We start from the raw sequence: 22,988 nt of genomic DNA on the forward strand, positions 1-22,988 counted from the left end.
GTGAAAGATAGGATTTTTACGCAGGATTTTGGGGCGAAATTTTCATTTAATCGCGAGGTGGCAAGTGTTTTTGATGATATGTTGCCACGCTCCGTGCCTTACTACAATGACAATATTGCGCTGATTGCCAATCTTTTGGAGGGTAAAAAGGCGATTTGTGATTTGGGTTGCTCTACGGGGAATTTGTTGCTATATTTGGCGCAAAAACTCCCGCAAACCGCGCTTTTTGGTATTGATAACTCTGCGCCAATGTTAGATATTGCAAGGGCAAAAGCAAGTGCCTATGGCACAAAAGTGCATTTTATTGAAGCGGATATTTTGGATTTTGATTTTAAAGTGCCACAAAAGTTTGGCGATTCAAATGCGAATCGCACCAAAGATTCGCAAGATTTGCGCATAGATTCGCGCAAAAAAGATAAATTTGACGCAATTATCGCAAACTACACTATGCAATTTATCCGCCCACAAAAGCGCGAATCGCTTTGCAAAAAGATTTGCGATTCGTTGCAAAAAAATGGGGCGTTTGTGATGAGCGAAAAGCTAGTGTGCGAAAATGCGTGGTTGGATAAAAAGCTAATCGACATTTACCACGCATTTAAGGCGCAAAACGGCTATTCAAAAACGGAGATTAGCAAAAAGCGCGAGGCATTAGAAAATATCCTAATTCCTTTTAGCGAAAATGAAAATGTCGCAATGCTGATGGGCGCGGGATTTGGGGCGGTTGAAGTGGTGTTTCGCTTTGGAAATTTTGCGACTTTTATCGCGTTAAAAGGGGACTAAATGGAAGTGGTGGAGTTGCTAAAAGAGCTAATCAAAAGGCAGAGCGTTACGCCAAATGAATGTGGAATCTATGAGATTATAAAGGCTGAGTTGGCGGACTTTAAGGTGATTGAGTTAGAAAAAAATGGCGTAAAAAATTTGTTTTTGTATAAAGATTTTGGTGCGGATTTTATAAATCAAAACAAAAACATAGAAACTAATAAAAATCAATCGTGCGAAGCACCCAAATCTCGCCCGCTTCGTGGTGCAAAAAATCGGATTCAAGGACGCAGTAGTGCGTCCGCCGATTTTTTGCTAGAAGCGGATAAGCGAGGCACTCCCCCTAAAAGCGAAAAAGCGGCTGCTTTTTGGGGACACAATTTAATAGTCGGGGGGAGCGTGGTAGGGGGGGTGCAGCCCTTTTTGCGAAAAGATTCAAGCGAATCAAATGGCAAAAGTGGAGAAAATCGCGCAGATTCTGCAAATCGCAGAATTTCACACAAAATCGCAGAATCTAGCATTCAAAACGACTGCGCGGAAGTATCTTTAGGCGATTTTGTGGGTTTTCAAGCACGAAACTGCGAAAATAGGACTGATTCGTCCATTGAGCAGTTGAGTGCGCAGAATCCCACAAAAGCGTCAAAGAGACGAACGCGCACTCATCTTTGCTTTGCTGGGCATATCGACATTGTTCCCGCAGGAAATAATTGGAGCGTAAATCCTTTCGGTGCGATAATCCAAAACGGCATCCTTTACGGCAGAGGGGCGCAGGATATGAAAGGTGGCGTAGCGTGTTTTATATCTGCACTGAAAGCTGTGCGCGAATTTGATGGCATTTTGTCTGTGCTTTTGACTAGCGATGAAGAGGGCGATGGCATTTTTGGCACGAAAATTATGTTAGATGAATTAAAAAAGCGCGATTTGCTCCCGCAATTTGCGATAGTCGCCGAGCCTACTTGCGAGAAAAATTTTGGCGATAGCATAAAAATCGGACGGCGTGGCTCAATAAATGGCGTTTTGAAAATTTTTGGCACACAAGGGCACGCCGCTTATCCACATAAATGCGTAAATCCCGCGCATTTAATCGCACCTATTTTAGCGCAAATCGCGGGGGTGGATTTGGATAGCGGGGATAAACATTTCGCGCCTAGTAAAATCGTCCTTACCGATATTCGCGCAGGGATTGAAGCCACAAATGTAACGCCTAGCGACTTAAAGTTAATGTTTAATGTGCGAAATAACCCGCTGACTGACAAAAATGCGATTGAAAACTATGTCAAATCGCTCTTAAAAAACGCGGGGATTCAAAGATATGATTTGATGATTAGTCAAGGCTCTTTCCCCTTTATCACAGATTCGCAAACGCTGTTAGATTCGCTATCCCGTGCGATAAAAAAGCATACGAATCTAAATCCACGCCCAAATACAGAGGGCGGGACAAGCGATGCGCGGTATTTTAGCGCGTTTGGCGTAGAGGTGGTGGAGTTTGGGCTAATCAATGATAGGATTCACGCGACAGATGAGTGCGTGGATTTGCGCGATATAGAGAAGTTGCGGGATATATTTATAGATTTTATTGAAAATTTTAAGTAGCGCAATTCGTCTCTTACGCAATCTTCGCGGGAGCTTGAAAAATTCTCATTCGATAGGCGACTAGCCTTATCTCAATCAAATTTTTCGGCGCAACCCACGAATCTCACGCAAGATACTAGAATTGCAAAAAATAATGTAAAATATTTAAACAAAGGATTAAAATTTGCTCTTTGTCGCTCACAAGCCCACAAATATCAGCTCAAATGCCTTTCTCTCCACACTAAAAAGGCGTTTTGACAATCGCACACTTGGTTTTAGTGGGACGCTTGACCCATTTGCAAGTGGGACGCTTGTGGTGGCTAGTGATAAGCACACGCGACTTTTTAGCCATTTTAATTTAAGTCCAAAAGTCTATATTGCCACGCTTTGGCTAGGTGTTGAATCGCCCACGCTTGATATTGAGCGCGTTTTGCGAGTGAGTGAGATTCGCGCCTTTGATTTGGCGCAGATTTGTGCGGTGTTTGAATCGCTAAAAGGCAAAATCACTTACACGCCCCCAAAATTTAGCGCGAAAAAAGTAGGCGGGATTCGCGCCTATAAATTGGCTAGGCAAAATGCGGATTTTGCGCTAGATTCAAGCGAAATGGAGATTTTTGACATTGCGCTTTTAAGCTACAATCACCCATTTTTAAACTTCAAAGTTAGCGTTAGCAAGGGCGCGTATATCCGCTCACTAGGCGCAATCATCGCACAAAATTTAGGCACGATTGGCGCACTATCCGCACTATCGCGAATCAAAGAAGGCGATTTTGTCTTTGAAAACTACAAAATGCTAAATCCACTTGATTTTTTGCCCTATCCAAAATTAGCAATCGATAAGCTAAAAATCCCGCATTTGCGTGATAAAATCTACAATGGCAAAAAAATCCATTTAGATTTAGCGCAAAAAAATCAGCGATATATTGCGATTTTTGATGATTTTTTTTCTATAATTCGCATTGATTTTTACGGATATGTAGAATATATTTTAAATAGGATTGATTTATGTTAGTTTTATCAAGGAAGATAGACGAAGAAATAGTAATCGGCGAGGACATCACAATCAAAGTCATATCGGTGCAAAATGGTATTGTAAAGCTTGGATTTGACGCGCCACAGGACAAAGTCATATTGAGGGGCGAGCTAAAAGCCGCAGTTGTGGGAGAAAACTTAAAGGCATCAAAAGAAGATTCGGCACTAAATTTGCAAAAATTAGGCAAAATTTTGTCAAAAAAATGATATTTTTGGGGATTGAGATTATGGAAATTCGCGCTTATCCAAAGGTAAATATTTGCTTTAAAATTACAAATATTTTGCAAAATGGCTATTGTGAAATCGCTTCAAGATTCGTGCTTGTGGAGAGTGCGAATCTATGCGATACGATAGAGATTCGTAAATCAGATTCGTTTCAAATAGATGGAAATTTTAGTTGCGCAATGCAAGAAAATACGATTTTTAAGGCAAAGGAAGCGTTGGGGGAATTTTTAGATTCGCAAGGTGCTACCAAAATGCGCGAATCGCTAGAATTTTTTAGCGTGGAAGTGGATAAAAAAATCCCCGCTTTCGCAGGGCTTGGCGGAGGTAGTAGCGATGCGGCAAGTTACCTAAAAGCGATAAATGAGATTTTGGAGCTAAATCTATCGCAAAGGGATTTAATGCGAGTTGGCGCGAAAGTGGGCGCAGATGTGAGTTTCTTTCTATACGATAAAAAAAGCGCGAATGTCTTTGGCATAGGCGATGGAGTGGAATTTTTTAGCGAAGATGCGCTTGAATTTGAATTTATCGTGCCACCGATTCAATGCTCCACAAAGGCGGTTTATGATGAGTTTCGCGCAATGAAAGCGCGTGGCGAAGTGGCGTTTTTTACGCAAGGGCGGGAGCTTTTAAAAAAAGATTCGATTAGCTTACTACGCGAAAATACGATAGATTTTCTAAATGATTTATACGCTCCCGCTTGCAAAATCTACCCAAATTTGCGCCAATACGCAAAGGACGGATATTTTTTTAGTGGCAGTGGCTCTAGCTTTTTTAGGATAAAGGATTCATCGCCAAAACTCCGCGAAATTTGGGCATAAAATGAAAATCATCGCAAACAACAAAAAGGCGCATTTTGATTATTTTATCCACCAAACTTTGGAGGCTGGAATCGCGCTCAAAGGTAGCGAAGTCAAAGCTGCACGGCAAAATCGCGTGAATATCAAAGATAGCTTTGTGCGAATCATAAAAGGCGAGGCGTTTTTGTTTGGGGCGCATTTTAGCCATTTAGAGACGACAAATAGCCATTTTAAGCCCGATGAGCGGCGCACTCGCAAACTTTTGCTAAAACGCAAGGAAATAAACAAACTTTTTTCGCAAGTAAGCCAAAAAGGATTTAGTATCGTGCCACTTACGGCGTATTTTAAGCGAAAAAATTTAAAGCTCCAAATCGCGCTAGTTTCGGGCAAAAAGCTCTATGACAAACGCGAATCCTTAAAGCAAAAAACACTCAAAAGAGAAGCCGAAATGGCGATGAAACAGTGGAAATAAGTGGAAATAAGTGAAATAAAAAGGCGTAGATTCTGCGATTTTTGTGAGATTTTTTCACGCGAGATTCTGCGAATTTTGGCAAATTTTCGTGTGATTCGCAGAATCTAGCGCAGAATCTAATAATTTTCGCAGAATCTACGCCCAAAAAGCAAAACGCCCCCTAAAATCCCCCTAAAATGTATAAACATACCTCACAAGTCCCATAATTTGCAAGCCATTAAAAAAGTCCATTTTCGGCTGAAAAGTCGGCTCAACTGCGTGATTATCATAAATCACAAATCGCAGTCCGAGATTACCGCCAATCGTGAAAGATGGCTTACTATCAATGTTTTCAAATCTATTGAAAAATGGATATTTATATTTCACCACCCCGCCACCTAAATGCACTCCCAAAAGCAGTCCCACGCGCAAAGTTTGCGATTTGTTAAAGTTAAACATTAAGTCAAAATTACCCGAAAAATTATGCGTGGTGGTGGGATTACCCAAAGCGTTAATAAATAAAATTTGATAGTTTGTATAAAGTCGCAGTCCAAAAATAGGACCAAAAAACCACTTATACCCCAAAAGCACTTCGCCACCCCACTGCGTGCGCCAATCATATTTTTCAAGCCAATAAGCATTATTAATAGAAACAAGCGACTTGCCTAGCACAAGTCCCCCGCCTATCATAAATCCGCTAGGTTCTACCTCGCCTGGCATATAGTTCTCCCCGCAGTTAAAGCAGTCCTTGCGCTGAATGGGGTTGCGCTTTGCGTGCTCTATTTGCTTTTGCAGCTCTAAAACGCGCAGTTCTTGTTCTAATTGCTTGACTTTCTCATCATTTGATTTACCGCTATTTTGCGCTAAAAGTGGCGCAAATGCCAAAAGGCACAATAAGATTATTTTCATCATTTCGCTTATTTGCCCCGCACGCCGATTGTTTGCGAGTTATAAACGCCGATGTGAAAAAAGTCGTAGTTTATCGTCTGCACTTGCGTTATCCCCGCCTCTCTAATCGCCTCATCCACCGAGCACCCCTTAAAGCGAATGCCAAATACCCATCGGCAGGTAGATTCTGCGTATTTTGCCTCGTTTGGTTTAACCTCCACATTTGTAGAAAAGGGCGTTACCGCACTCGCACACCCCGCAAAAATCACCGCCATCGCCACCATCGCTAATCTCAAAAATGCTTTCATAATTTGCTCCCTTTAAATTTGAAATAAAACTGCGATGATAATCCCCCCCCCACCTTAAAGTTTTCTTAAAAATGATAAATTTTTGAAAAAATATTGTAGATTCTGCGAAAATGTGTAGAATTGTAATGATTTACGGGGGGATTGGATTTTATGGATTTGATTTTGTGATTATTTTGTCATTGTGAGCGAACTTCGTTTGCGAAGAATTTCTGTTATTTTTGAGATTTTTCGCTTCGCTCAGAATGACAAAGAATTTATAAACAAACAATCGAAGTAATGGCAGTAGTGCTTTGCGTTGTTTTGGCGCGAAATGAGCGAAATAGGACTTGGGCGTCCATTGAGCGACATTTTGTGCCAAAACAACGCGAATGACTACCCCAGAACAAATTGTCCCAAAACTCACTTACAACTTCGCTCGATGATATTGCATAAAATGTGTTCTATCAGCAAATGCACCTCTTGGATTCGCGGGGTTGATGAGCTTGGCACTACGATATTTAAGTCGCAGCACCCATTCATCGCGCCTCCATCTTTTCCGCTCAAACCTACGACTTTGCAACCCTTGCTTTTGGCGGTGTCGATTGCTTTGATGATATTTTGCGAGTTGCCACTTGTAGAGATTGCAAGTAGCACATCGCCTTTTTTTGCGATGGCTTCGACTTGGCGTGAGAATATAAACTCAAATCCAAAGTCATTGCCGATTGCGGTGAGCGCGGAGGTATCGGTTGTGAGAGCTACGCACGCAATTCCGTCTCTATCCTCCAAATATCTCCCGCTTAATTCCGCTGCGAAATGTTGCGAATCTGCCGCGCTCCCGCCATTTCCACACGACATAATCTTATTGCCGTTTTTTAGCGCAGTTATCATTATCGCACTTGCCTTGTCAATGTCGCCTACTAGCTCTTTTAACGCCATTTGCGCTGTATCGATATGTGAGAAAAATTCACCTTGTATCAAATCATTCATTTATTACCTCCGTTTGTTATTTTTTTTAGATTGCCACGATTTTGCTACGCAAAATCTCGCAATGACGAATCTTTATTTAGATTCGCACTACGCATTTTTAATTTTTTCTACGATTTTGCTTGTGCTTTTGCCTTCCACAAACTCCACCAATCGCACATCAGGGACGATTTCGCTTCCCACGACTTCTTTGCCTTCATAATCCGCGCCCTTTACCAAAATATCGGGGCGAATCTGTTTGATAAGATTTAGTGGCGTGGATTCATCAAAAATGATGACAAAATCCACGCATTCAAGCTCTTTTAAAATCTGCGCCCTGTCGGATTCGTCATTTATCGGGCGCAAATCGCCTTTTAGTCTCCGCACCGAATCATCTGAATTTAGCCCCACCACCAAAATATCGCCAAAACTCTTTGCCTTGCGCAAATAACTGATATGCCCAAAGTGCAAAATATCAAAGCAACCATTCGTAAATACGATTTTTTTGCCATCTTTTTTCAAATCCGCGATTAGCTTCAAATCATCGACTTCAAAGCAGCCACTAATATCCTCCATAACCGCGCGAATCTCATTCATATTTGCTTGTGCTGAGCCGATTTTGCCGACAACGACAGCCGCTGCGGCATTTGCTAACTTCGCGCTTTCATAAATGTCTGCGCAATGACAGATTCCAAAGGCGAGTGTGGCTATCACCGTGTCCCCCGCGCCCGTTACATCATAGACTTCTTTGGCGAGGGTGGGGATTTGCGTCATTTTGTCATCATAAATCGCCATTCCATCTTCGCTCAAAGTGATAATCGAATAGGTTAGATTGTAGTCGTTTTTGAGCTTTTTTAGGGCGCGTAGCAAGGATTCAGGCGAATCTATGCGGATATTTGTGGCGATTTGCGCTTCTTTTTTGTTTGGCGTTAAAAGCGTGGCGTTGGTGTATTTGCTGTAATCATCGCCCTTTGGGTCGCAAAGGATAGGGATTTCGCGCTCATTTGCTAGAGCGATAATTTGCTTTGTAAAATCCACGCCAAGCGCACCTTTGCCATAATCCGACAAAATAATCGCGCTAAATTTATGTAGCGAATCTTTGATTTTCTCTAAAATCGCGCCATCAAGCGACATATCCACGCTCTCCCTATCCACGCGCAAAACTTGCTGATTTGAAGCGATAAATCGCGTCTTTTTAATACTTTGAAAATCGCTTTTTACACAAAGCAAATCACGCTTAATCCCCGCTGAATCTAGCAAATCCATAATGATTTTGCCATCGCTATCATCGCCTATAATCCCGCAAATATGCGCCTTTGCGCCAAGTGCGATGAGATTTAGCGCGACATTAGATGCGCCACCCAAGCGATTGTTTTCGCGCGTGATTTTTAGGATTTGCACGGGGGCTTCGGGTGAGATTCGCTCCACGCTTCCCCACACATAGTGGTCTAACATCAAATCGCCGATGATTAAGATTCGCGCCATCAAAGCCCCTTTAACACTTCGACATAATCCGCAATGCCATCTTCAAGCGAATATCTAGGCTCATAAAACAAATCTTTTGTAGTCTCGCTAATGTCGGCTTGCGTGTGATTTTGATAAAATGCGTAAGGATTTTTGATATATTCCACTTCAAATTCCCCAAAATGCGCCTTTAAAATCGCCACAATGTCATTAAAACTTCGCGCCTTACCACTACCGACATTATAAACCCCGCTTTTTTGTGCTTCTAACGCCTTTATATTTGCCTGAATCACATCTTTGACATACACAAAATCACGCAAATGTTTGCCAAACTCAAAAAGGCGCACTTTTTTAAACTGCCGAATCTGCTCTGTAAGCTGCAAAATCATCGAAGCAGTCGTGCCTTTGAAATACTCGCCATTGCCATAGACATTGAAATATCGCAAACCTATGATTTTGACATTGTCATCGTCATCATCGCTATTTTGGGCTTTTTGTATAAGTTCGCGCAATTTTTTATCCATAAGCCATTTTGAGTAACCATAGACATTTTCGGGCGATTCGCCTACGCCTACGACATTTGGCGCAGAGCTATTGCCATAAACTGCCGCACTTGAAGCATAAATCAGCGTTGCATTGTCATTTTTTGCCTTTCGGACGAAATAATCAAAGCTTTCATAGTTTGTTTTTAGCACTAATTCTTGATTTAGGCAAGTCGTATCCGAAATCGCGCCTTGATGAAAAATGCAGTCAAATTTGTAGTCATCTAATCGCCCCAAATCCGCGCTATTTGCCAAATCGCCTACGATAATCTCCCCCTTAAAATCAAGCAGATTTTTAAAATGCCCCAAACTAGTAGGATTGCCGTTTGCAAAGTGTGAATTATCGCGAAATCTATCAAAAATCACAACTTTTGCGCGTGGGTGGTGTTTGTTTAGATATTTTGCCAAATTGCTACCGATAAATCCCGCACCACCCGTGATTAGAATGACTTTATCGTCCAAATCATCGTAAATATATTTCATTTTACCCTCCCGATTAAAGTGGCGCAATTATACTAAAAATTTGCTGAAAATCGCTAACAATATGCCCTGCCTTGCTTTGCTTTGCATTTTTATTTAGCAGAATCTGCGTTTTTATCCCCGCATTTATGGCGCACTCAATGTCGCTTTCATTATCGCCGATAAGATATGACGCGCCCAAATCTATGGGAAAATCACGCATTGCGTTTTCTATCATACCAATGTTTGGTTTGCGACAATGGCAGTTTTCACTCGGCAAATGCGGACAATGATAGATTTTATCAAAGCAAAAGCCACATCTTTTGCGCAAATCATTTTGCATAAAATCACTTAAAAATTCAAAGTCGCGCTCGCTGTAAAATCCGCGATTTATGCCTGATTGATTCGTAACGACAAATGCCAAAAATCCACGCTCTTTTATTGCGCAAAAAAACTCCACAAACCCGCTCATATACACAAAATCGCTGATTTTATAGACATACTCATTATTCACATTCACCACGCCATCTCTATCGAAAAACACCGCTTTTTGCATAAAAATCCTTTGAAAATAAATGTAGATTCTGCATTTTATCGCAAAATCGCAGAATCTGCTCGAATTTTGCAGAATCTATGAGATTTGTGGCGATTCGCTGAATCGCAAAATCCCCGCCTAGATTCAGCGTTATTTAAACAAAATCCCAAAGCCCTTCATCATCGTCCAAACGCCAAAGATGATGATGAGAAATGCCGAGATTTTTACAAAGATATTTTTAAACTTTGAGATTGCCAAAATCGCGCTAAAACTCCCCAAAAGTAGCATTGGTATCGCACTCGCCACGCCAAAGATTAGCATAATCTCCGCGCCCTTTAAAAGTGCGTGTATCCCGCGCAAATCACTTGCCGCAATCATCGCATTCATCGCGAAAAAATACACAATCCCGCAGGGCAAAAGTCCATTTAAAAATCCCAAAAGATACGCGCGAAGCGGATTTGCTTGCTTCATAAAAAACCCAAATGCCTTTTTAAAAATCCCAAAACCCCCGATATTTGGCTCTAAAAAATGCAAGATTTTTGGATATATCAAATACCCCGCGCCCAAAAGCCCCATCAAAAATCCCAAAATGATAAAAATCCCACCCCGCGCTGAATCGCTTACTGAAAACTTCGCCCCCAAATGCGCGCACGCAATGCCGATGATGACATAAGTGCTGATTCGCCCCGTGTTATAGAGCAAATGCAAAAAAAGTCGCCCCCAAAAACTACTAGGGAGATTCTGCGAAAATGCAAGCACTATCCCGCCACACATACCATAGCAGTGAGAAAACGCCATCCCAAGCGCGATTACAAAAAGCGAGATTGTATCTACATTTTCAAGCAACATTTGATGATTCACGCAAAACCCCCTTAATAAAATCTCAAAATAAATCGCCGATACAGCGCGTAACTCGCCCCAATCCACACTGCCAAAAGCGGCACAATGCCATAAAGTGGCGCATACTCCATCGCAAAATATACAAGCGTATAGTAAATCCCCACACTTGCGAGAATGTAAAGCGATGAAAGATTTTTGTTAAATCGCGGATTTGCAATGCCAAAGAGCGGTAGTAGAAAAATACTCGCAACAGGCATTAGCGCAATTAGCACATATTGCGTGAATCGCTCCGCATTTCGCCGTGAATCACCGCTAAACGCACTCCCCCAATACGCCATCAAATCATAGCTACGCAGTTTCACTTCATCGATGGCGTTGCGGACTATCATATTTTCAAAGTCGATTTTGCGGATTTTGGCAGATTCTGCGAAGTATGCCACGCCATTTGTTAGATTCATCTCAAATGCGCCATTTGCGCTACTTGCACTGCCATTTTGCGCTAAAATAAAGCTCTCAAATCCAAGCCCTTTATTTGAAAACAGCACCAAATTTTCATAATTGCGATTATCCGCAGAATCTACGAAAACTAGCCAATCGCCAAGCTTTTGTCCAAACTCGCCTGACTTGATATTTACATCGATATTTGCGCGCTTTTCGGCGACAAAGTTTGAATACGCACTCTTTGAAAGCGGGATAATAGCAAGGGAGAAAATTAGCATTGTCACACTCACAAGCGCGCACAGCGGGAGAAAAACGCGAATGATTTTATGCGGACTAACGCCAAGCGCGAATAAGACAAGCATTTCATAATCATAGCTCATCTTTGAAAGCGATAAAATCGCTGCTGCAAAAAATGTAATTGATAGCACGAAAAGCACGCTATTTGGGAGCGAATACAAATATAACCAAAACAAATCCGCAAAGCTCATCTTAACTACAAAAGTCACCTGCGCGATGGTGATTAGCACGATAATCGATGAGATGAAAAATAAAATGATGAAAAATATAAAAAATAGTCTCCCAAAGGACATCGAAATATAATTTCGCAAATTTGAAGTAGAAAAATTCATAGCGCGTAGTCTTTTAAGAATGCAACGATGAAATCATAGCCAAAAAGCGCGACTAACAGCCCAGCGTAGAGAAATGGGATAAATGGAATTTTGGCATTTTTGCCAAGCACCAAAAGCGGGATTATCGAAAAAAGCGCGCCCAAAAAAATCGCTACAAACGCTATCTTGTAGCCTAAAATCCCAGCCATCGTGGCAACTATGATGATATCGCCTTCGCCCAATGCTTCTTTTTTGGCAAAAGATTGAAACGCAAATCGCAAAAGCGTGAAAAATCCAGCAAATGCAAACGCGCTGCCGATGATAAAAATAAAATCTTTATGCCAAAAAAGTCCGCCAATAATCGCAAAAATAAATGCGGAGAAATTAAGATTGTCAGGCACTTCGCTAAACCGCCAATCAATCACACTCAACGCCAAAAGTAGCAAAATCGCAATGCCAATGCAAATAGATTCGACACTAAAACCAAATTTTAGGTAGATAAAAAGCGCGAGAACGCCAGAAATCACTTCGATTAGCGGATATTGAATCGCAATTTTTGCCCCGCAAAAGGCGCATTTGCCCCGCAAAAATATGTAAGATAAAAGCGGGATATTGTGATAAAACTTTAATGCGTTGCCACAAGAGACGCAATGCGAAGCGGGGAGCGCGATAGATTCGCCCTTTGGTAGGCGCAAAATCAGCACATTTAAAAACGAGCCAAAGCAAAGCCCAAAGATTAACGCTGTGATGATTTCAATGCTTTCTAAAAAAATCATTATCCTTACCCCGCTTTAAGATTCGCAGAATTTGGGGCAGATTCTGCGATTAGATTCTGCGAAATTGCGGCAGATTCTGCGTTATTGCGTAAGATTCTGTGAATCGAAGATTCTGCGTTTTTTTGTATTTTTTTCGTCATTGCGAGATTTGCCAAAGGCAAATCTTGGCAATTCGCAGAATTGAATAAAGAAACTTCGGCTTCGCCTTGTTTTGTGAGCGAAGCGAAGCAACCATCCAAATTAAAATTGTCATTCTGAGCGTAGCACGAAGTGCGAAGCGAAGAATCTCTTTTTAGATTCTGCGATTTTGTGTAAGATTCTGCGTTTTTTGCACGAATCGCAGAATCTGCGAGATTTTCGCCATTTTTTAGATTAGATTCGCTTGTTTCTTTCGCAAAAAGGGCTACACTCCGCTCCCGCTCCCCCCGACTATTTAATTGTATCCCCAAAAGCAGCCGCTTTTCGCTTTTAGGGGGAGTGCCTCGCTTCTCCGCTTCTAGCAAAAAATCGGCGGTTGCACTACTGCAACCTTTTTCCCGATTTTTTGCACCACGAAGCGGGCGAGTTTCGGGTGCGCTTTGCGCGACTAAATTTTGTTTGGATTGCTTCGTTGCACTCGCTTCGCTTCGTGCGCCTCGCAATGACGGATTTTTTGCATTAGATTCTGCATTCGCAGAATCTCGCAATGACGAAGCGGGGGCAGATTCTGCGATTTTGCGTGTGATTTTGCGATTCGCAGAATCTAATGCGTAGATTGCTTTGATTTTGTGTTTCATATTAGATTCTGCGTTTAGATTCTGCGTTTCTTGCATTCTTATCGCTCAATATCGCGCTTAACAGGGACAAATTCGCATTCGCCTTTTGTGTCAAGCACATTTAGCCGCCCGTGCCTTTTTATGAAACGCGTGATGATTTGTGTGCCGTCATTTTGCGTCATCGGTGCAACCAAAATCCCGCCCTCAGCCAACTGAGTCGCAACTTTTGGTGCAATCACACTAGGCGAAGCGGAGAACAAAATCCTATCAAAAGGCGCGTATTTTTCCCAGCCATTGTTGCCATCATCGACTTTTGTATTGACATTCATAATGCCAAGTTTTTTAAATCGCACAATCGCCTCTTCGCGCAGTCGCTCGATGCGCTCGATACTAAACACGCGCCGAAAAAGTTTGCTTAAAATCGCCGCTTGATACCCGCTACCACAGCCGATTTCCAACACCGAATCGCAACTTTTGTCGATTTCTAAAAACTGCGTCATTTTTGCCACAGTGAGCGGGGAGCTGATGAATTGATTTGCGCCGATAGAAATGGCATCGATTCGATACGCCAAAGGGCGCAATGCTTCTGTCATAAAAATATCGCGCGGGATTTGGCTCATCGCACCTCGCACATTTGGCGCGATGGGAAATTCTTTTGCGATTAAATCTAACATTCGCTCTACTCTCAATCTAACCCCACTTTTATGTATTTTCGCATTTTTGCAACTTCGCTCAAATCCACTTCTGCGCTAACCATTTCGCGCTTGTCATTTTTAATCACTGCGCCAAATGGCGAAATAATCGCGCTTCCCTTTGCCAGATTTACATTTGCAGCGTCCGCACAAACCACAAACGCTTGATTTGCAATCGCTAGGGCGCGAGTTAGCGTCTCAAAATGCTCTTTGCGCTCTTTGCCCCATTGTGCGGGGACAAAAATCACATCTGCGCCTCTTACCAAATCCCAGATTCGCGGGAATCGCACTTCAAAGCAATTTATCGCAGCGCATTTTATGTTATCAATTTTAAAATCGCAAAATTCGCCCTCTTCCCCTGCTGCAAAGTGATTATGCTCATCGCCAAGTGGAAAAAGTTTGTGCTTTGATTGCTTGTGAATCATAACGCCACGCGAAAAAACTTTGAGATTATTGTAAAATTTGCCCTTATTTTTTTCAATCATCGTGGTAATGATTGTCTTATCACTACTTGCCTCCAAAAGTCGCTCAGTGGCGACTTTGCTAAACTCACTTGCTTCATTCATCTTTTGATAGCAAAATCCGCTAATCGCCACTTCGGGCGTCAAAATGATTGCGCCCTCGCCACAGCCTTTTGAAAGCGATTCGATTCGGCTTAAATTTTCTTCAAATGAAGTGCTGATTTTTATTTGCAGTGCGTAAAATCGCTTTAAAATCGCGCCAGTAGATTTTTTAGAAATCATCAAATGTTATGCTCCCTTTGGAATAATTCGTTACTTTTGATTCAAAGAAATTTGTCTTTTGCTCATTGAAACTGCTAAATTGGTCAACCCACTTTATGGGGTGCTTTGCGTTGTATAGCTTTGCAAATCCCACGCGCTCTAAGCGTTCATCAGCCAAATATTCGATATATTGACGGATAATCTCGCTTGTAAGCCCCAAAATCTGCCCTTGTGTGATATAATCGCCCCAATTAGATTCCAAATCGACAGCTTTTCTAAACATCTCAATAACTTCTTCCTCCAAACTCGGCGTAAATAAATCACTGCGCTCTTTGCGGACAGAATTGATAAGATTTGAAAACAAAAGCAAATGCGTAACTTCATCGCGCTGTATGAAGCGAATCATATTTGCAGACGCTAACATTTTGCCACTTTTTGCAAGCGTATAGAAAAACGAAAAGCCCGAATAAAAATAAATACCCTCTAAGATTTGATTTGCAAAAAATGCTTTGAGTAGATTTGTCTCAGTGGGATTTTTCGCCAAATCCATATAAACATCGGCGATATAGTCGTTTTTATTGCGTAGCTCTACATCTTTGCGCCACATTTCATAAATCTCATCGGTATTGTCGCTAATTGCTTGCACCATCACATCATAGCTTTGCGAATGCAGTGCCTCTTCATACGCCTGACGCACCAAAATGAGATTTAGCTCGGGGCTTGTAATGTAGGGATTGACATTGTCGATGAGATTGTTTGTTTGAAGCGAATCCATAAATATAAGTTGCGCTAACGCCCTATCGTAGCCTAATTTCTCTTGCTCTGTTAGTCCGCCCACATAGTCGCGCTTATCTTGTGCCATACCCACTTCTTCGGGAAACCAAGTGTTTGCAAGCATAACTTTCCATAGATTATACGCCCATTGATATTTGATTTTGTTTAAGTCAAAAATGCTCGTAGGGTTGCCGTTAAACACTTTGCGTTCATTTACAGATTCGGTAGATTCGGGATTGTAGATTTTCTTTCGTTTTGCGATGATTTCATCCATTTTTAAATCCTTTTTTGAGTTTTTAAAGCATTATATACAAAATTACTTAAAAATATTCTCAAAAATGCGAATCCCAGCCACACCACGAATGCCTAAATTTTCAAATTTATGAATATTACTCGCATTTATCCCGCCAAGTGCGAAAATTTTGGGCTTTATTTCGCGCGGGATTTGCGCTAAAAACTCAATGCCAAGTGGCGCATTTTTATTTTCAACCGCAAAAATGGGACTTATGAAAATAAAATCGATTCGCGCTTTGTGTGCGCGGATAATGTCCTCCAAACTATGCGCAGAATAGGATAAAATTTTAGATTCTGCGAATTTGGTTTCATTCGCAGAATCTAATGCGCTGTTTTCTGTCATTGCGAGATTCTGCGTAGCAGAATCGTGGCAATCCACAGGATTTGTGAGCGAAGCGAAACAACCATCCATTTTTAGATTCTGCGATTTTAGTGCTTTTACCAAATGCAATTCATCACCTTTTAGGTGGATATATTTATACGCCAAAATTTGTGGCGAATCGCTATAATTCACAAAAATTTCGACATTTTTTATTTGTTGAAACTCACGCAAAATTTCACTCGACAAATTTTTATCGCGCAAATAAATTTTGGTGATATTATGCGCTTTTAATCGCGCAGGATTCGCCAAAATCGCATTATAATTGCCATTTGTAATCAAAAATTTTTCTATCAAATGCGCCCACCTTAAAATCTCGCATCGCTTAGCACTAGCGCAAATAAAACGCGCACGCCGTTTGATTCGAGGCACTCTCTTGCCTCATCGATACTCGCCCCGCTTGTGATAATATCATCAATTAGCACCGCGCTAATGTCGCGTTTTCCGCTATAAACAAAATCTTTTTTGTGATTTTGTCGGTATTTTAGGGATTTTCCCGCGTAGTGAATGTCGCCTTTTGCTTTGAGTGCGCCAAAAAGTGGTGTGAAACTTTTGGCAAATTCTTTCACGATGACGCCTGAATGTGAGTAAAATGAGCTCACCCTATCATCGATTCCTATCCCATACACGCCACCAAAATCGGCGTTTGTGCCACTAAAATATGCCCACGCCTTTTTTGCCAAAAATTTGTAGATTCGACTGCCGATTAGGTGATATTTGCTTTTTAGCAAAAATTCGATTGATTGATATTCATAAAAGCTAAAAACGGCGAATCCATCGGCATAAAAGCGTTTTTGCGGGGATAGTTTTAGCAATGAATCGCAATTTTTGCATATAACATTAAAGCTAAAATCCTCGCACATTAGGCATTTCATCGCGCTTTTGCCTTAGCGCAATTTGTGCGAATCTAGCGAATCGATTTCAGCGCAAATCATCTCCAAAATCTCATCTTTTGGCAAATCACAAGAGATTTTTAGCGTATTCACGCCAAAAGATTCGGCGGTTTTTATGATTCGCTCTTGCACCGCTAATAAATACGCAATGCCGCGCGATTCAATATTGTCATTTTCTTTTTGCGATAGACGGGAGCGCAAAATCGCCTCATTTGTCTCTAAAATCACAGCTAAATTAGGCACTTTTGCGACCGCACGATTGATTTGCAAAGCCAAATCAAAATCAAGCGAATCGCAATACGCCACGCCAGAAATAAGGCTTCTATCGCTAATGACAAGCTGTTTTGCGCCTAAATTTGGCAAAATCACGCGCTTTGTGTGGTGCGCCCTATCGGCAAGAAAAAGCATAGTTTGCGTGAGATTACAAATATCGCTATGCAGGGACAGAGTGCGAATCGTATCGCCAAAATCGCCCCCACTAGGCTCTTTTGTAAAAATTGCGTTTTTGTAACGCTTGCGCAAAAGCGCGATTTGGGTGCTTTTGCCTGTGGTATCAATGCCCTCAATTACGACATATTTACCCATTTTGCGCCCCCAAATGTGCGATAAAATCCGCAATAAAATCATTTACTTTTGGCGGGACAAGATGCGCGATTTTGCCATTGTGGCGCAAAATCGAGCGCACCACACTTGAACTTATAAAGGCATTTTGGAGCGAAGGCATTAGATAAATCGTCTCCAACGCGGGATTTAGCGAAGCATTCGCATAGCCGATTTGCAGCTCATACTCAAAGTCGCTAACGGCGCGAAGCCCACGAATAAGAATATTACAGCCCCTCTCACTTGCAAAATCTGCCAAAAGATTATCAAAAGTTTCTGCGTTTATGTTTGGCATATTTGAAATGGCAAGATTTACCATCTTTATGCGGTTTTCCGTGCTAAATAGTGGCGATTTATCCGCGCTATGCGCCACTGCGACTATGACTTTATCAAAAATTTGCGATGAGCGCGTGATAATATCCAAATGCCCGTTTGTGATAGGGTCAAAAGTGCCCGGATAAATTGCGATTTTTTGCATTATTGTCCTTTTTTGGATTTGGTAGATTTGCGTGATTTAGGGGTGGATTCGCATATATCAACGCTAGATTCTCCCCAGCGCGGGAAAAGATTGTGCGTTACGCCGATAGAATCAAGCCATTTTCCGCACACAAAGTCCTCCATTTCGGCGAGATTTTCGCTCCCAGCGTAATATGAGAGCATTGGCGGAGCGATGATTGCGCCCATTTGCGAGAGGATAAGCATATTTTGAAGCATTATCGCATTTAGTGGCACTTCGCGCGGAGCTAAAAGCAGGGTTTTGCGCTCTTTTAGCGCGACAAGGGCGGCGCGAGTGATTAGCGTCTCACTAATGCCACAGGCGATTTTTGCAAGTGTATTTGCACTACACGGGATTATCAGCGTTGCGCTAACGCCAAAAGAGCCAGAGGACACGGGCGAATCCAAATCGCTGTCGTTTAGAATGGTTAGATTCTGCGAAATGCCTTGAAATATCGCAGAATCTAGCGCATTTTTAGCGATTTTTTCCTCATACTGCGCCACCATTTTCGCGCCATTGCTAAAAATCACAAAGATTTCGCTATTTTTAGCAAACCGCGCCAAATGCCCTGCGAAGCGAATACCAAGCCGAATGCCACTTGCCCCCGTAATGCCTACTACGAATTTTTGTTTATTTTGCATTTTGCGTCCAAAAGTTAAATTTTTGCGCGAAATTGTAGCGTAAAAATGCGGTAAATGATTATTTTGGGTTTTTATTGCGAGATTCTGCGCGAGATTCTGCGTTTTTAGCGCGAATCGCAGAATCTAATCAAAAAATTACAAAAAATCACAGAATCTGCGACATTTTAAGCACCGCTACATTTTGCAATAGCTATAACAATAACAATAAACCAAAAAATACCCCAACCACCAATTCCTTCACCACTTCCGCCATTTATGCTATTTGCCATCTCTCTTATTTTTTCTGTTTCAGCACCTTTTGGCATTTGATTATTTAACCAATCGCGTGTCCTTTGCTTTTTGGCGTATTTTTTTGCGATATTTAGGCGAGATTCTAACTCATTATTTGCGTTATTTAGAGTGATTATAGCGGTATTTCTATCGTAAGAAGTTATGTATTTTAATGCGTTATTTGCATTTTCAATCGCCTTATTGCCGATGATTACGGCGATTTGGTCGATAAAATCATCGCTATTCTTTGGGGAGATTGCGCGAATCTTAGCTTCAATTTCATCAAATCCATAAAAATCCCCCTTATTGACTTTTGATTTGACTTCATCTAGCAATTTTGAGATTTGCTTGTGTTTTATCAAATCATTTAATTGCTCTTTGCTTTTTTGCAGTTTGCTTCGCTCAAAGTCGCTTCCGCACATTTTTAGTGCTTCATCGATGATATTTAGCGCAGATTCTGCGTCATTTAGCTCGTTGTTTAAATAAAATGACTTATCGCGCAGAATCTTTACCGCCCTATCTTTTAGCATTGTCGTTTGGGTGCTATGCTGCAATCCTAACTTTTCTAAGCGATGAAACAATGTGCCTAATTTAAATGCGTGGGATTTGAGAGTGGTGCTATTTTTGGCATTTTTGATGGCAGAAATATTTGCATTTATATGCTTGTAAATCTCGCTAATTATCGCAATGTGTGCGATTATATCATCGCTTGGGGCGAAAGATTTGATGATATTTGCGATAAATTGCTCTTTTGTGTTTGTGTCTTTTATGGATTCTGCGATTTTGGTTTGTAATAAAATAGCGGTATTTTTAATCGCAGAATCTGCGCTATTTAGGATATTTTCGTTGATTTCTATGTCATCATCGTGGAGATACATTTTTTTAAATTTTGCGATATTTTCATCATTTATCACTTCGCTCCAAAGATTTAAATAGCGATTTATGGCGATTCCTACGCCGTTTTTGTGAATGTAGAGATAAAGGAAAATTGCCATATTTTTTTTATCAATAAATGTGCCGGCGTTAAATTCGCCACTGACATAAGAGTCCATAGCCCTTTTGGCGAAAGTCGTATTGCTATTTGTCACATAAAAGCTAAAAAAATAATGCAAAATTTTTGATTCGGCATTTAGTAGATTTTGCTTTGCCTCGCGGATATTTTTTTCATTGCGCAAGGAATCAAAATGCGCAAAATCAAGCGTGTATTGCGGGACTTCATCGATTTTTAAGAGTTTTTCAATCTCTTTTGTTTGCTTCTCAATATCCTTGCGCGTGGCATTTGGGGTAAGTCCCAAAATGCCATAAGCATTGTAAAGAATGGGGTTTGATTGCATTATAGGGTGATTCCAGCGATTTTACCGATATTTTTGGCTATATCGCCACCACCTGCTCTATTGCGGAACTCTGGTGTCATTTGAAGTAGCGCAATGCAAATACCGCGCAATTCATCAATATCATTATCCTCCAATGCGTTTTCGCCCATAGCAATTAGCTTTTTAGCTTTGTCTCTATCATCAAACGCACCAAGCGACAAAATACTTAATTGATTAAACATTTCAATCCACATCGAATCATCTTCGCCGAATAATTCCGCGTTAAATTCTTTGAATCGCTCATTTACCTTTGCTAATAATGTCGCACTATTTTGCGTAATCGCTTTTTGTGCGTCATTTTTTAGCGTTTTAAATTGCAAGGCGAATTGCTCTTTTTTGCTTTTGTCGCTGACTTTTTCTAGTAGATTTTGCGCATCGCTAACTAATCTATTGTATTCGTTTTTAAGCACATCAATGTCTTTGCTTTTTTCGATTGCATCGATTTTTGCGCGAAGTGCTTTTAGTTGATTTTGTGCTTTGGCGCGTTCGTCATTGCTATTTACAGAATTGTGAATGGAGTTAGAAATGGATTCTGCGCTAGATTCAATCTCATCTTTTTCCTCATCGGATAGTAAATTTTTGATTTTATCCACGCGCTCATTTTCTTTTGATAGCTCCCTTGATAAATCAATGACGGATACTTCTTTGGCAAAAGTCGTAGCACGCGCATTAAATGTTTCATTTATTAGCGGGATATAAGCCTCTACAAAAACCTCTCTACTTTCATTTACTTTGATAGTTACTTCAATATCTTCGCCCTCGCCTATGGTGTATTTGATATTTTCACCACTAATGGACAAATCGCAAATCTCTGTATTTCTATCAGGCATAGGAAATTCGCCCTCATAAATTGTGATGGGCAGACAATTCTCTTTGTCGCCTTTTTTGATGGTTTTTAGCGATTTGAATGTTTTGGTTTTTTCTAATGGCAAAATGGAATTTTTAGGGAAAAATATTTCATATTCTTGCTTTAATTCGCCTGTTATGTAATCTGCCTTACTAATGCCTACGCCTATGCTATGCGGAATGGGCGTCCCTGAAATGCTTATGCCGTGCGTGATAGTAAAACTATTTTGCGATAGCGTTAGCGGTGTGCCATCTTGTGTGGATAAAAAGATATGAAATGTATTTACACATTTTGGCTCTAATGCGATATTTGCGCTAAATTTGCCATTTTTTAGTTTGATTTCGCCACTTGTGAAGGTGTTGCTATCGTTTTGGATTCGCACAAAATAATCTTTGTCGCTGTTTTTTAGCTGTGGGATTATGCCTGTGATTAGCTCATCATCGCTAGAAGTTAGCGATTCGTAATGTAGCTCAATCTCAAAGGCATCTTTGCTAATCTCTTTTTTGACTTTCAAATGCTCGGGGATTTTTTGGCTTGTAGCATAAATACACGCACCAGATGCCACCGCAGTGAGCGCATCGGAGCTTGTATCGACTTTGATATTTAGCTCTTTTTCTAATCGTGTGCGGATAAAAGGCAGTTGCGTGGGTCCGCCTACCAAAATAATCTTATCCACTTTGCTTATATTTGCCTCATCGATAGTCTTTTTGGCGTGAAAAATAGTTTTGTTTATCAACTCATCTAAAATATTTTCTAACTCGGCATTTGTAAGCGTTAGATTTTCATAAATATTATAATCCTCCAAATCGATTTCAATAGTGGTAGAATCGCTACTTGAAAGGGCGATTTTTGCGCTCTCACTTGCATATTTTAGCTTTGCAAAGGCGATTTTGTATTCATCATCACTTCTATCAAGATTCACGCCATATTTTTCGCTAATAAAAGGCAAAATCTTTTTATCGATAATTAGATTATCAATATCTTTTCCGCCCAAAAAATTATCGCCACTATGCCCTAAAACGCTTAGATTCCCGTCTTTTAGTGCGATTAAGGCGACATCAAAAGTCCCGCCACCTAAATCATACACGAGCCAATTTTCATTTTCAGCATTTGAAAAACCATAGCTAATCGCCGCAGCTATGGGCTCTTGCAACAAAATCACATATTCAAATCCTGCCAAATTCCCCGCTCTTTTTGTCGCTTCGCATTGCGTGGTATCAAAATGCGCTGGGATAGTTATAACCGCAGCATTTGCATTGATATTGCTATTTTTTCGTGCGACATTTTGCTTTAAATTTAGCAAAATCTTTGAGCTAATCTCTTCGGGCAAGTAGCTTTTTTGAATGCGCGGAAAATAAATTTTTTCGCTTTGTCCCATTAGCCGTTTGATTTCGGGCTTATTGTTTTCCCATTCATCTTTGGTGCAGTCCTTAAAATAGCGTGTATAAGGCTTTTTGCCCACTTCCTCATTGCCACCTTTGGAGATTCCAAAGACTGATGGCGTATATTCATCGCCTAGCGTATTTTTCAAAATCTCCACTTTGCCATTGTGAAATAGCGCGATTTCTGAATTTGTCGCGCCTAAATCTATGCCTATTACCATATTGTCCATT

27 protein-coding genes are annotated in these 22,988 nt (G+C 41.0%); 6 read left to right on the forward strand and 21 right to left on the reverse strand.

Annotated elements, in window-relative coordinates; translation table 11 throughout:
* The 6 genes from ACWIUE_RS03425 (at window position 1) to smpB (ending at window position 4,857) form a co-directional block, all read left to right on the forward strand.
* Window positions 1-780: a methyltransferase domain-containing protein gene (locus ACWIUE_RS03425; protein WP_454134872.1), complete on the forward strand. Its 780-nt coding sequence runs from the start codon at window positions 1-3 to the stop codon at window positions 778-780.
* Window positions 781-2,352 (forward strand): succinyl-diaminopimelate desuccinylase, encoded by a 1,572-nt coding sequence (dapE, locus tag ACWIUE_RS03430; protein ID WP_454134873.1) that lies wholly within the window; start codon window positions 781-783, stop codon window positions 2,350-2,352.
* A gap of 163 nt (window positions 2,353-2,515) precedes the next feature.
* Window positions 2,516-3,343, forward strand: a complete 828-nt coding sequence (truB, locus tag ACWIUE_RS03435) for a tRNA pseudouridine(55) synthase TruB (protein ID WP_454134875.1) — start codon at window positions 2,516-2,518, stop codon at window positions 3,341-3,343.
* The gene (gene csrA, locus ACWIUE_RS03440) at window positions 3,337-3,570 is read left to right on the forward strand and encodes a carbon storage regulator CsrA (RefSeq protein ID WP_454134877.1); all 234 of its coding nucleotides are present in this window, start codon (window positions 3,337-3,339) and stop codon (window positions 3,568-3,570) included. Before truB ends, csrA begins: the two co-directional genes overlap by 7 nt.
* A 20-nt stretch (window positions 3,571-3,590) precedes the next feature.
* The gene (locus ACWIUE_RS03445; RefSeq protein WP_454134878.1) at window positions 3,591-4,406 is read left to right on the forward strand and encodes a 4-(cytidine 5'-diphospho)-2-C-methyl-D-erythritol kinase; all 816 of its coding nucleotides are present in this window, start codon (window positions 3,591-3,593) and stop codon (window positions 4,404-4,406) included.
* Window position 4,407: 1 nt separating this feature from the next.
* The gene (gene smpB / locus ACWIUE_RS03450) at window positions 4,408-4,857 is read left to right on the forward strand and encodes an SsrA-binding protein SmpB (RefSeq protein ID WP_454134880.1); all 450 of its coding nucleotides are present in this window, start codon (window positions 4,408-4,410) and stop codon (window positions 4,855-4,857) included.
* 171 nt (window positions 4,858-5,028) lie between these two features.
* Here smpB and ACWIUE_RS03455 read toward each other — a convergent pair whose 3' ends face one another.
* From ACWIUE_RS03455 to ACWIUE_RS03555, 21 genes are all read right to left on the reverse strand, one after another.
* A complete protein-coding gene (locus tag ACWIUE_RS03455; RefSeq protein ID WP_454134882.1) occupies window positions 5,029-5,745 on the reverse strand; it encodes an outer membrane beta-barrel protein in 717 nt (238 codons plus the stop codon).
* Window positions 5,746-5,753: 8 nt separating this feature from the next.
* Entirely contained in the window at window positions 5,754-6,032 is a 279-nt protein-coding gene (locus ACWIUE_RS03460; protein ID WP_454134884.1) for a TRL domain-containing protein, read from the reverse strand.
* A gap of 148 nt (window positions 6,033-6,180) precedes the next feature.
* Window positions 6,181-6,435: a hypothetical protein gene (locus ACWIUE_RS03465; protein ID WP_454134886.1), complete on the reverse strand. Its 255-nt coding sequence runs from the start codon at window positions 6,433-6,435 to the stop codon at window positions 6,181-6,183.
* Entirely contained in the window at window positions 6,432-6,998 is a 567-nt protein-coding gene (gmhA, locus tag ACWIUE_RS03470; protein ID WP_454134888.1) for a D-sedoheptulose 7-phosphate isomerase, read from the reverse strand. The genes ACWIUE_RS03465 and gmhA overlap by 4 nt, the downstream gene beginning before the upstream one ends.
* Window positions 6,999-7,085: 87 nt before the next feature.
* On the reverse strand, window positions 7,086-8,459 hold the full coding sequence (rfaE1, locus tag ACWIUE_RS03475) for a D-glycero-beta-D-manno-heptose-7-phosphate kinase (protein WP_454134889.1): 1,374 nt from the start codon (window positions 8,457-8,459) through the stop codon (window positions 7,086-7,088).
* Window positions 8,459-9,463 (reverse strand): ADP-glyceromanno-heptose 6-epimerase, encoded by a 1,005-nt coding sequence (gene rfaD, locus ACWIUE_RS03480; protein ID WP_454134891.1) that lies wholly within the window; start codon window positions 9,461-9,463, stop codon window positions 8,459-8,461. Before rfaD ends, rfaE1 begins: the two co-directional genes overlap by 1 nt.
* Before the next feature lie 13 nt (window positions 9,464-9,476).
* Window positions 9,477-9,995: a D-glycero-alpha-D-manno-heptose-1,7-bisphosphate 7-phosphatase gene (locus ACWIUE_RS03485; protein ID WP_454134893.1), complete on the reverse strand. Its 519-nt coding sequence runs from the start codon at window positions 9,993-9,995 to the stop codon at window positions 9,477-9,479.
* Window positions 9,996-10,124: 129 nt separating this feature from the next.
* Window positions 10,125-10,835 (reverse strand): sulfite exporter TauE/SafE family protein, encoded by a 711-nt coding sequence (locus ACWIUE_RS03490; protein ID WP_454134895.1) that lies wholly within the window; start codon window positions 10,833-10,835, stop codon window positions 10,125-10,127.
* An 11-nt stretch (window positions 10,836-10,846) separates the two neighbouring features.
* Window positions 10,847-11,884 (reverse strand): LptF/LptG family permease, encoded by a 1,038-nt coding sequence (locus tag ACWIUE_RS03495; RefSeq protein ID WP_454134897.1) that lies wholly within the window; start codon window positions 11,882-11,884, stop codon window positions 10,847-10,849.
* On the reverse strand, window positions 11,881-12,639 hold the full coding sequence (locus tag ACWIUE_RS03500) for a prepilin peptidase (RefSeq protein ID WP_454134899.1): 759 nt from the start codon (window positions 12,637-12,639) through the stop codon (window positions 11,881-11,883). The genes ACWIUE_RS03495 and ACWIUE_RS03500 overlap by 4 nt, the downstream gene beginning before the upstream one ends.
* A gap of 5 nt (window positions 12,640-12,644) precedes the next feature.
* A complete protein-coding gene (locus tag ACWIUE_RS03505; protein WP_454134900.1) occupies window positions 12,645-13,451 on the reverse strand; it encodes a hypothetical protein in 807 nt (268 codons plus the stop codon).
* A 2-nt stretch (window positions 13,452-13,453) separates the two neighbouring features.
* Entirely contained in the window at window positions 13,454-14,068 is a 615-nt protein-coding gene (locus ACWIUE_RS03510) for a protein-L-isoaspartate(D-aspartate) O-methyltransferase (protein ID WP_454134987.1), read from the reverse strand.
* Between the two features lie 11 nt (window positions 14,069-14,079).
* The gene (locus tag ACWIUE_RS03515) at window positions 14,080-14,829 is read right to left on the reverse strand and encodes a nitrilase-related carbon-nitrogen hydrolase (RefSeq protein ID WP_454134989.1); all 750 of its coding nucleotides are present in this window, start codon (window positions 14,827-14,829) and stop codon (window positions 14,080-14,082) included.
* Complete coding sequence (locus ACWIUE_RS03520; protein WP_454134991.1) at window positions 14,819-15,847, reverse strand: ribonucleotide-diphosphate reductase subunit beta; 1,029 nt, start codon at window positions 15,845-15,847, stop codon at window positions 14,819-14,821. The genes ACWIUE_RS03515 and ACWIUE_RS03520 overlap by 11 nt, the downstream gene beginning before the upstream one ends.
* A gap of 51 nt (window positions 15,848-15,898) precedes the next feature.
* Window positions 15,899-16,552 carry a thiamine phosphate synthase gene (locus ACWIUE_RS03525; protein WP_454134901.1) on the reverse strand — a complete coding sequence of 218 codons (654 nt, stop codon included), beginning with the start codon at window positions 16,550-16,552 and terminating at the stop codon, window positions 15,899-15,901.
* Between the two features lie 11 nt (window positions 16,553-16,563).
* Entirely contained in the window at window positions 16,564-17,130 is a 567-nt protein-coding gene (locus tag ACWIUE_RS03530; RefSeq protein WP_454134903.1) for a phosphoribosyltransferase, read from the reverse strand.
* A 12-nt stretch (window positions 17,131-17,142) separates the two neighbouring features.
* Window positions 17,143-17,733 carry a dTMP kinase gene (gene tmk, locus ACWIUE_RS03535; protein ID WP_454134905.1) on the reverse strand — a complete coding sequence of 197 codons (591 nt, stop codon included), beginning with the start codon at window positions 17,731-17,733 and terminating at the stop codon, window positions 17,143-17,145.
* Window positions 17,726-18,226, reverse strand: coding sequence for a pantetheine-phosphate adenylyltransferase (gene coaD, locus ACWIUE_RS03540; RefSeq protein ID WP_454134907.1), 501 nt, complete (start codon window positions 18,224-18,226; stop codon window positions 17,726-17,728). Before coaD ends, tmk begins: the two co-directional genes overlap by 8 nt.
* A complete protein-coding gene (locus ACWIUE_RS03545) occupies window positions 18,226-18,885 on the reverse strand; it encodes a UbiX family flavin prenyltransferase (RefSeq protein ID WP_454134909.1) in 660 nt (219 codons plus the stop codon). Before ACWIUE_RS03545 ends, coaD begins: the two co-directional genes overlap by 1 nt.
* A 164-nt stretch (window positions 18,886-19,049) precedes the next feature.
* A complete protein-coding gene (locus ACWIUE_RS03550) occupies window positions 19,050-20,489 on the reverse strand; it encodes a hypothetical protein (protein WP_454134911.1) in 1,440 nt (479 codons plus the stop codon).
* Window positions 20,489-22,987, reverse strand: coding sequence for an Hsp70 family protein (locus ACWIUE_RS03555; protein ID WP_454134913.1), 2,499 nt, complete (start codon window positions 22,985-22,987; stop codon window positions 20,489-20,491). The genes ACWIUE_RS03550 and ACWIUE_RS03555 overlap by 1 nt, the downstream gene beginning before the upstream one ends.
* Window position 22,988: the final 1 nt, after the last annotated feature.

The sequence above is a fragment of the Helicobacter sp. 23-1045 genome (assembly GCF_053654655.1).

What these genes read in the sequence shown, in the direction of transcription:
- ACWIUE_RS03485 (WP_454134893.1), bottom strand. Translation starts at nt 9,995, where the DNA reads ATGCAAAAAGCGGTGTTTTTCGATAGAGATGGCGTGGTGAATGTGAAT.
- ACWIUE_RS03555 (WP_454134913.1), bottom strand. Translation starts at nt 22,987, where the DNA reads ATGGACAATATGGTAATAGGCATAGATTTAGGCGCGACAAATTCAGAA.
- ACWIUE_RS03550 (WP_454134911.1), bottom strand. Translation starts at nt 20,489, where the DNA reads ATGCAATCAAACCCCATTCTTTACAATGCTTATGGCATTTTGGGACTT.
- csrA (WP_454134877.1), top strand. Translation starts at nt 3,337, where the DNA reads ATGTTAGTTTTATCAAGGAAGATAGACGAAGAAATAGTAATCGGCGAG.
- ACWIUE_RS03530 (WP_454134903.1), bottom strand. Translation starts at nt 17,130, where the DNA reads ATGAAATGCCTAATGTGCGAGGATTTTAGCTTTAATGTTATATGCAAA.
- rfaE1 (WP_454134889.1), bottom strand. Translation starts at nt 8,459, where the DNA reads ATGGCGCGAATCTTAATCATCGGCGATTTGATGTTAGACCACTATGTG.
- ACWIUE_RS03505 (WP_454134900.1), bottom strand. Translation starts at nt 13,451, where the DNA reads ATGCAAGAAACGCAGAATCTAAACGCAGAATCTAATATGAAACACAAA.
- ACWIUE_RS03495 (WP_454134897.1), bottom strand. Translation starts at nt 11,884, where the DNA reads ATGAATTTTTCTACTTCAAATTTGCGAAATTATATTTCGATGTCCTTT.
- gmhA (WP_454134888.1), bottom strand. Translation starts at nt 6,998, where the DNA reads ATGAATGATTTGATACAAGGTGAATTTTTCTCACATATCGATACAGCG.
- ACWIUE_RS03510 (WP_454134987.1), bottom strand. Translation starts at nt 14,068, where the DNA reads ATGTTAGATTTAATCGCAAAAGAATTTCCCATCGCGCCAAATGTGCGA.
- ACWIUE_RS03455 (WP_454134882.1), bottom strand. Translation starts at nt 5,745, where the DNA reads ATGAAAATAATCTTATTGTGCCTTTTGGCATTTGCGCCACTTTTAGCG.
- ACWIUE_RS03500 (WP_454134899.1), bottom strand. Translation starts at nt 12,639, where the DNA reads ATGATTTTTTTAGAAAGCATTGAAATCATCACAGCGTTAATCTTTGGG.
- ACWIUE_RS03460 (WP_454134884.1), bottom strand. Translation starts at nt 6,032, where the DNA reads ATGAAAGCATTTTTGAGATTAGCGATGGTGGCGATGGCGGTGATTTTT.
- tmk (WP_454134905.1), bottom strand. Translation starts at nt 17,733, where the DNA reads ATGGGTAAATATGTCGTAATTGAGGGCATTGATACCACAGGCAAAAGC.
- coaD (WP_454134907.1), bottom strand. Translation starts at nt 18,226, where the DNA reads ATGCAAAAAATCGCAATTTATCCGGGCACTTTTGACCCTATCACAAAC.
- ACWIUE_RS03545 (WP_454134909.1), bottom strand. Translation starts at nt 18,885, where the DNA reads ATGCAAAATAAACAAAAATTCGTAGTAGGCATTACGGGGGCAAGTGGC.
- ACWIUE_RS03515 (WP_454134989.1), bottom strand. Translation starts at nt 14,829, where the DNA reads ATGATTTCTAAAAAATCTACTGGCGCGATTTTAAAGCGATTTTACGCA.
- smpB (WP_454134880.1), top strand. Translation starts at nt 4,408, where the DNA reads ATGAAAATCATCGCAAACAACAAAAAGGCGCATTTTGATTATTTTATC.
- dapE (WP_454134873.1), top strand. Translation starts at nt 781, where the DNA reads ATGGAAGTGGTGGAGTTGCTAAAAGAGCTAATCAAAAGGCAGAGCGTT.
- ACWIUE_RS03445 (WP_454134878.1), top strand. Translation starts at nt 3,591, where the DNA reads ATGGAAATTCGCGCTTATCCAAAGGTAAATATTTGCTTTAAAATTACA.
- rfaD (WP_454134891.1), bottom strand. Translation starts at nt 9,463, where the DNA reads ATGAAATATATTTACGATGATTTGGACGATAAAGTCATTCTAATCACG.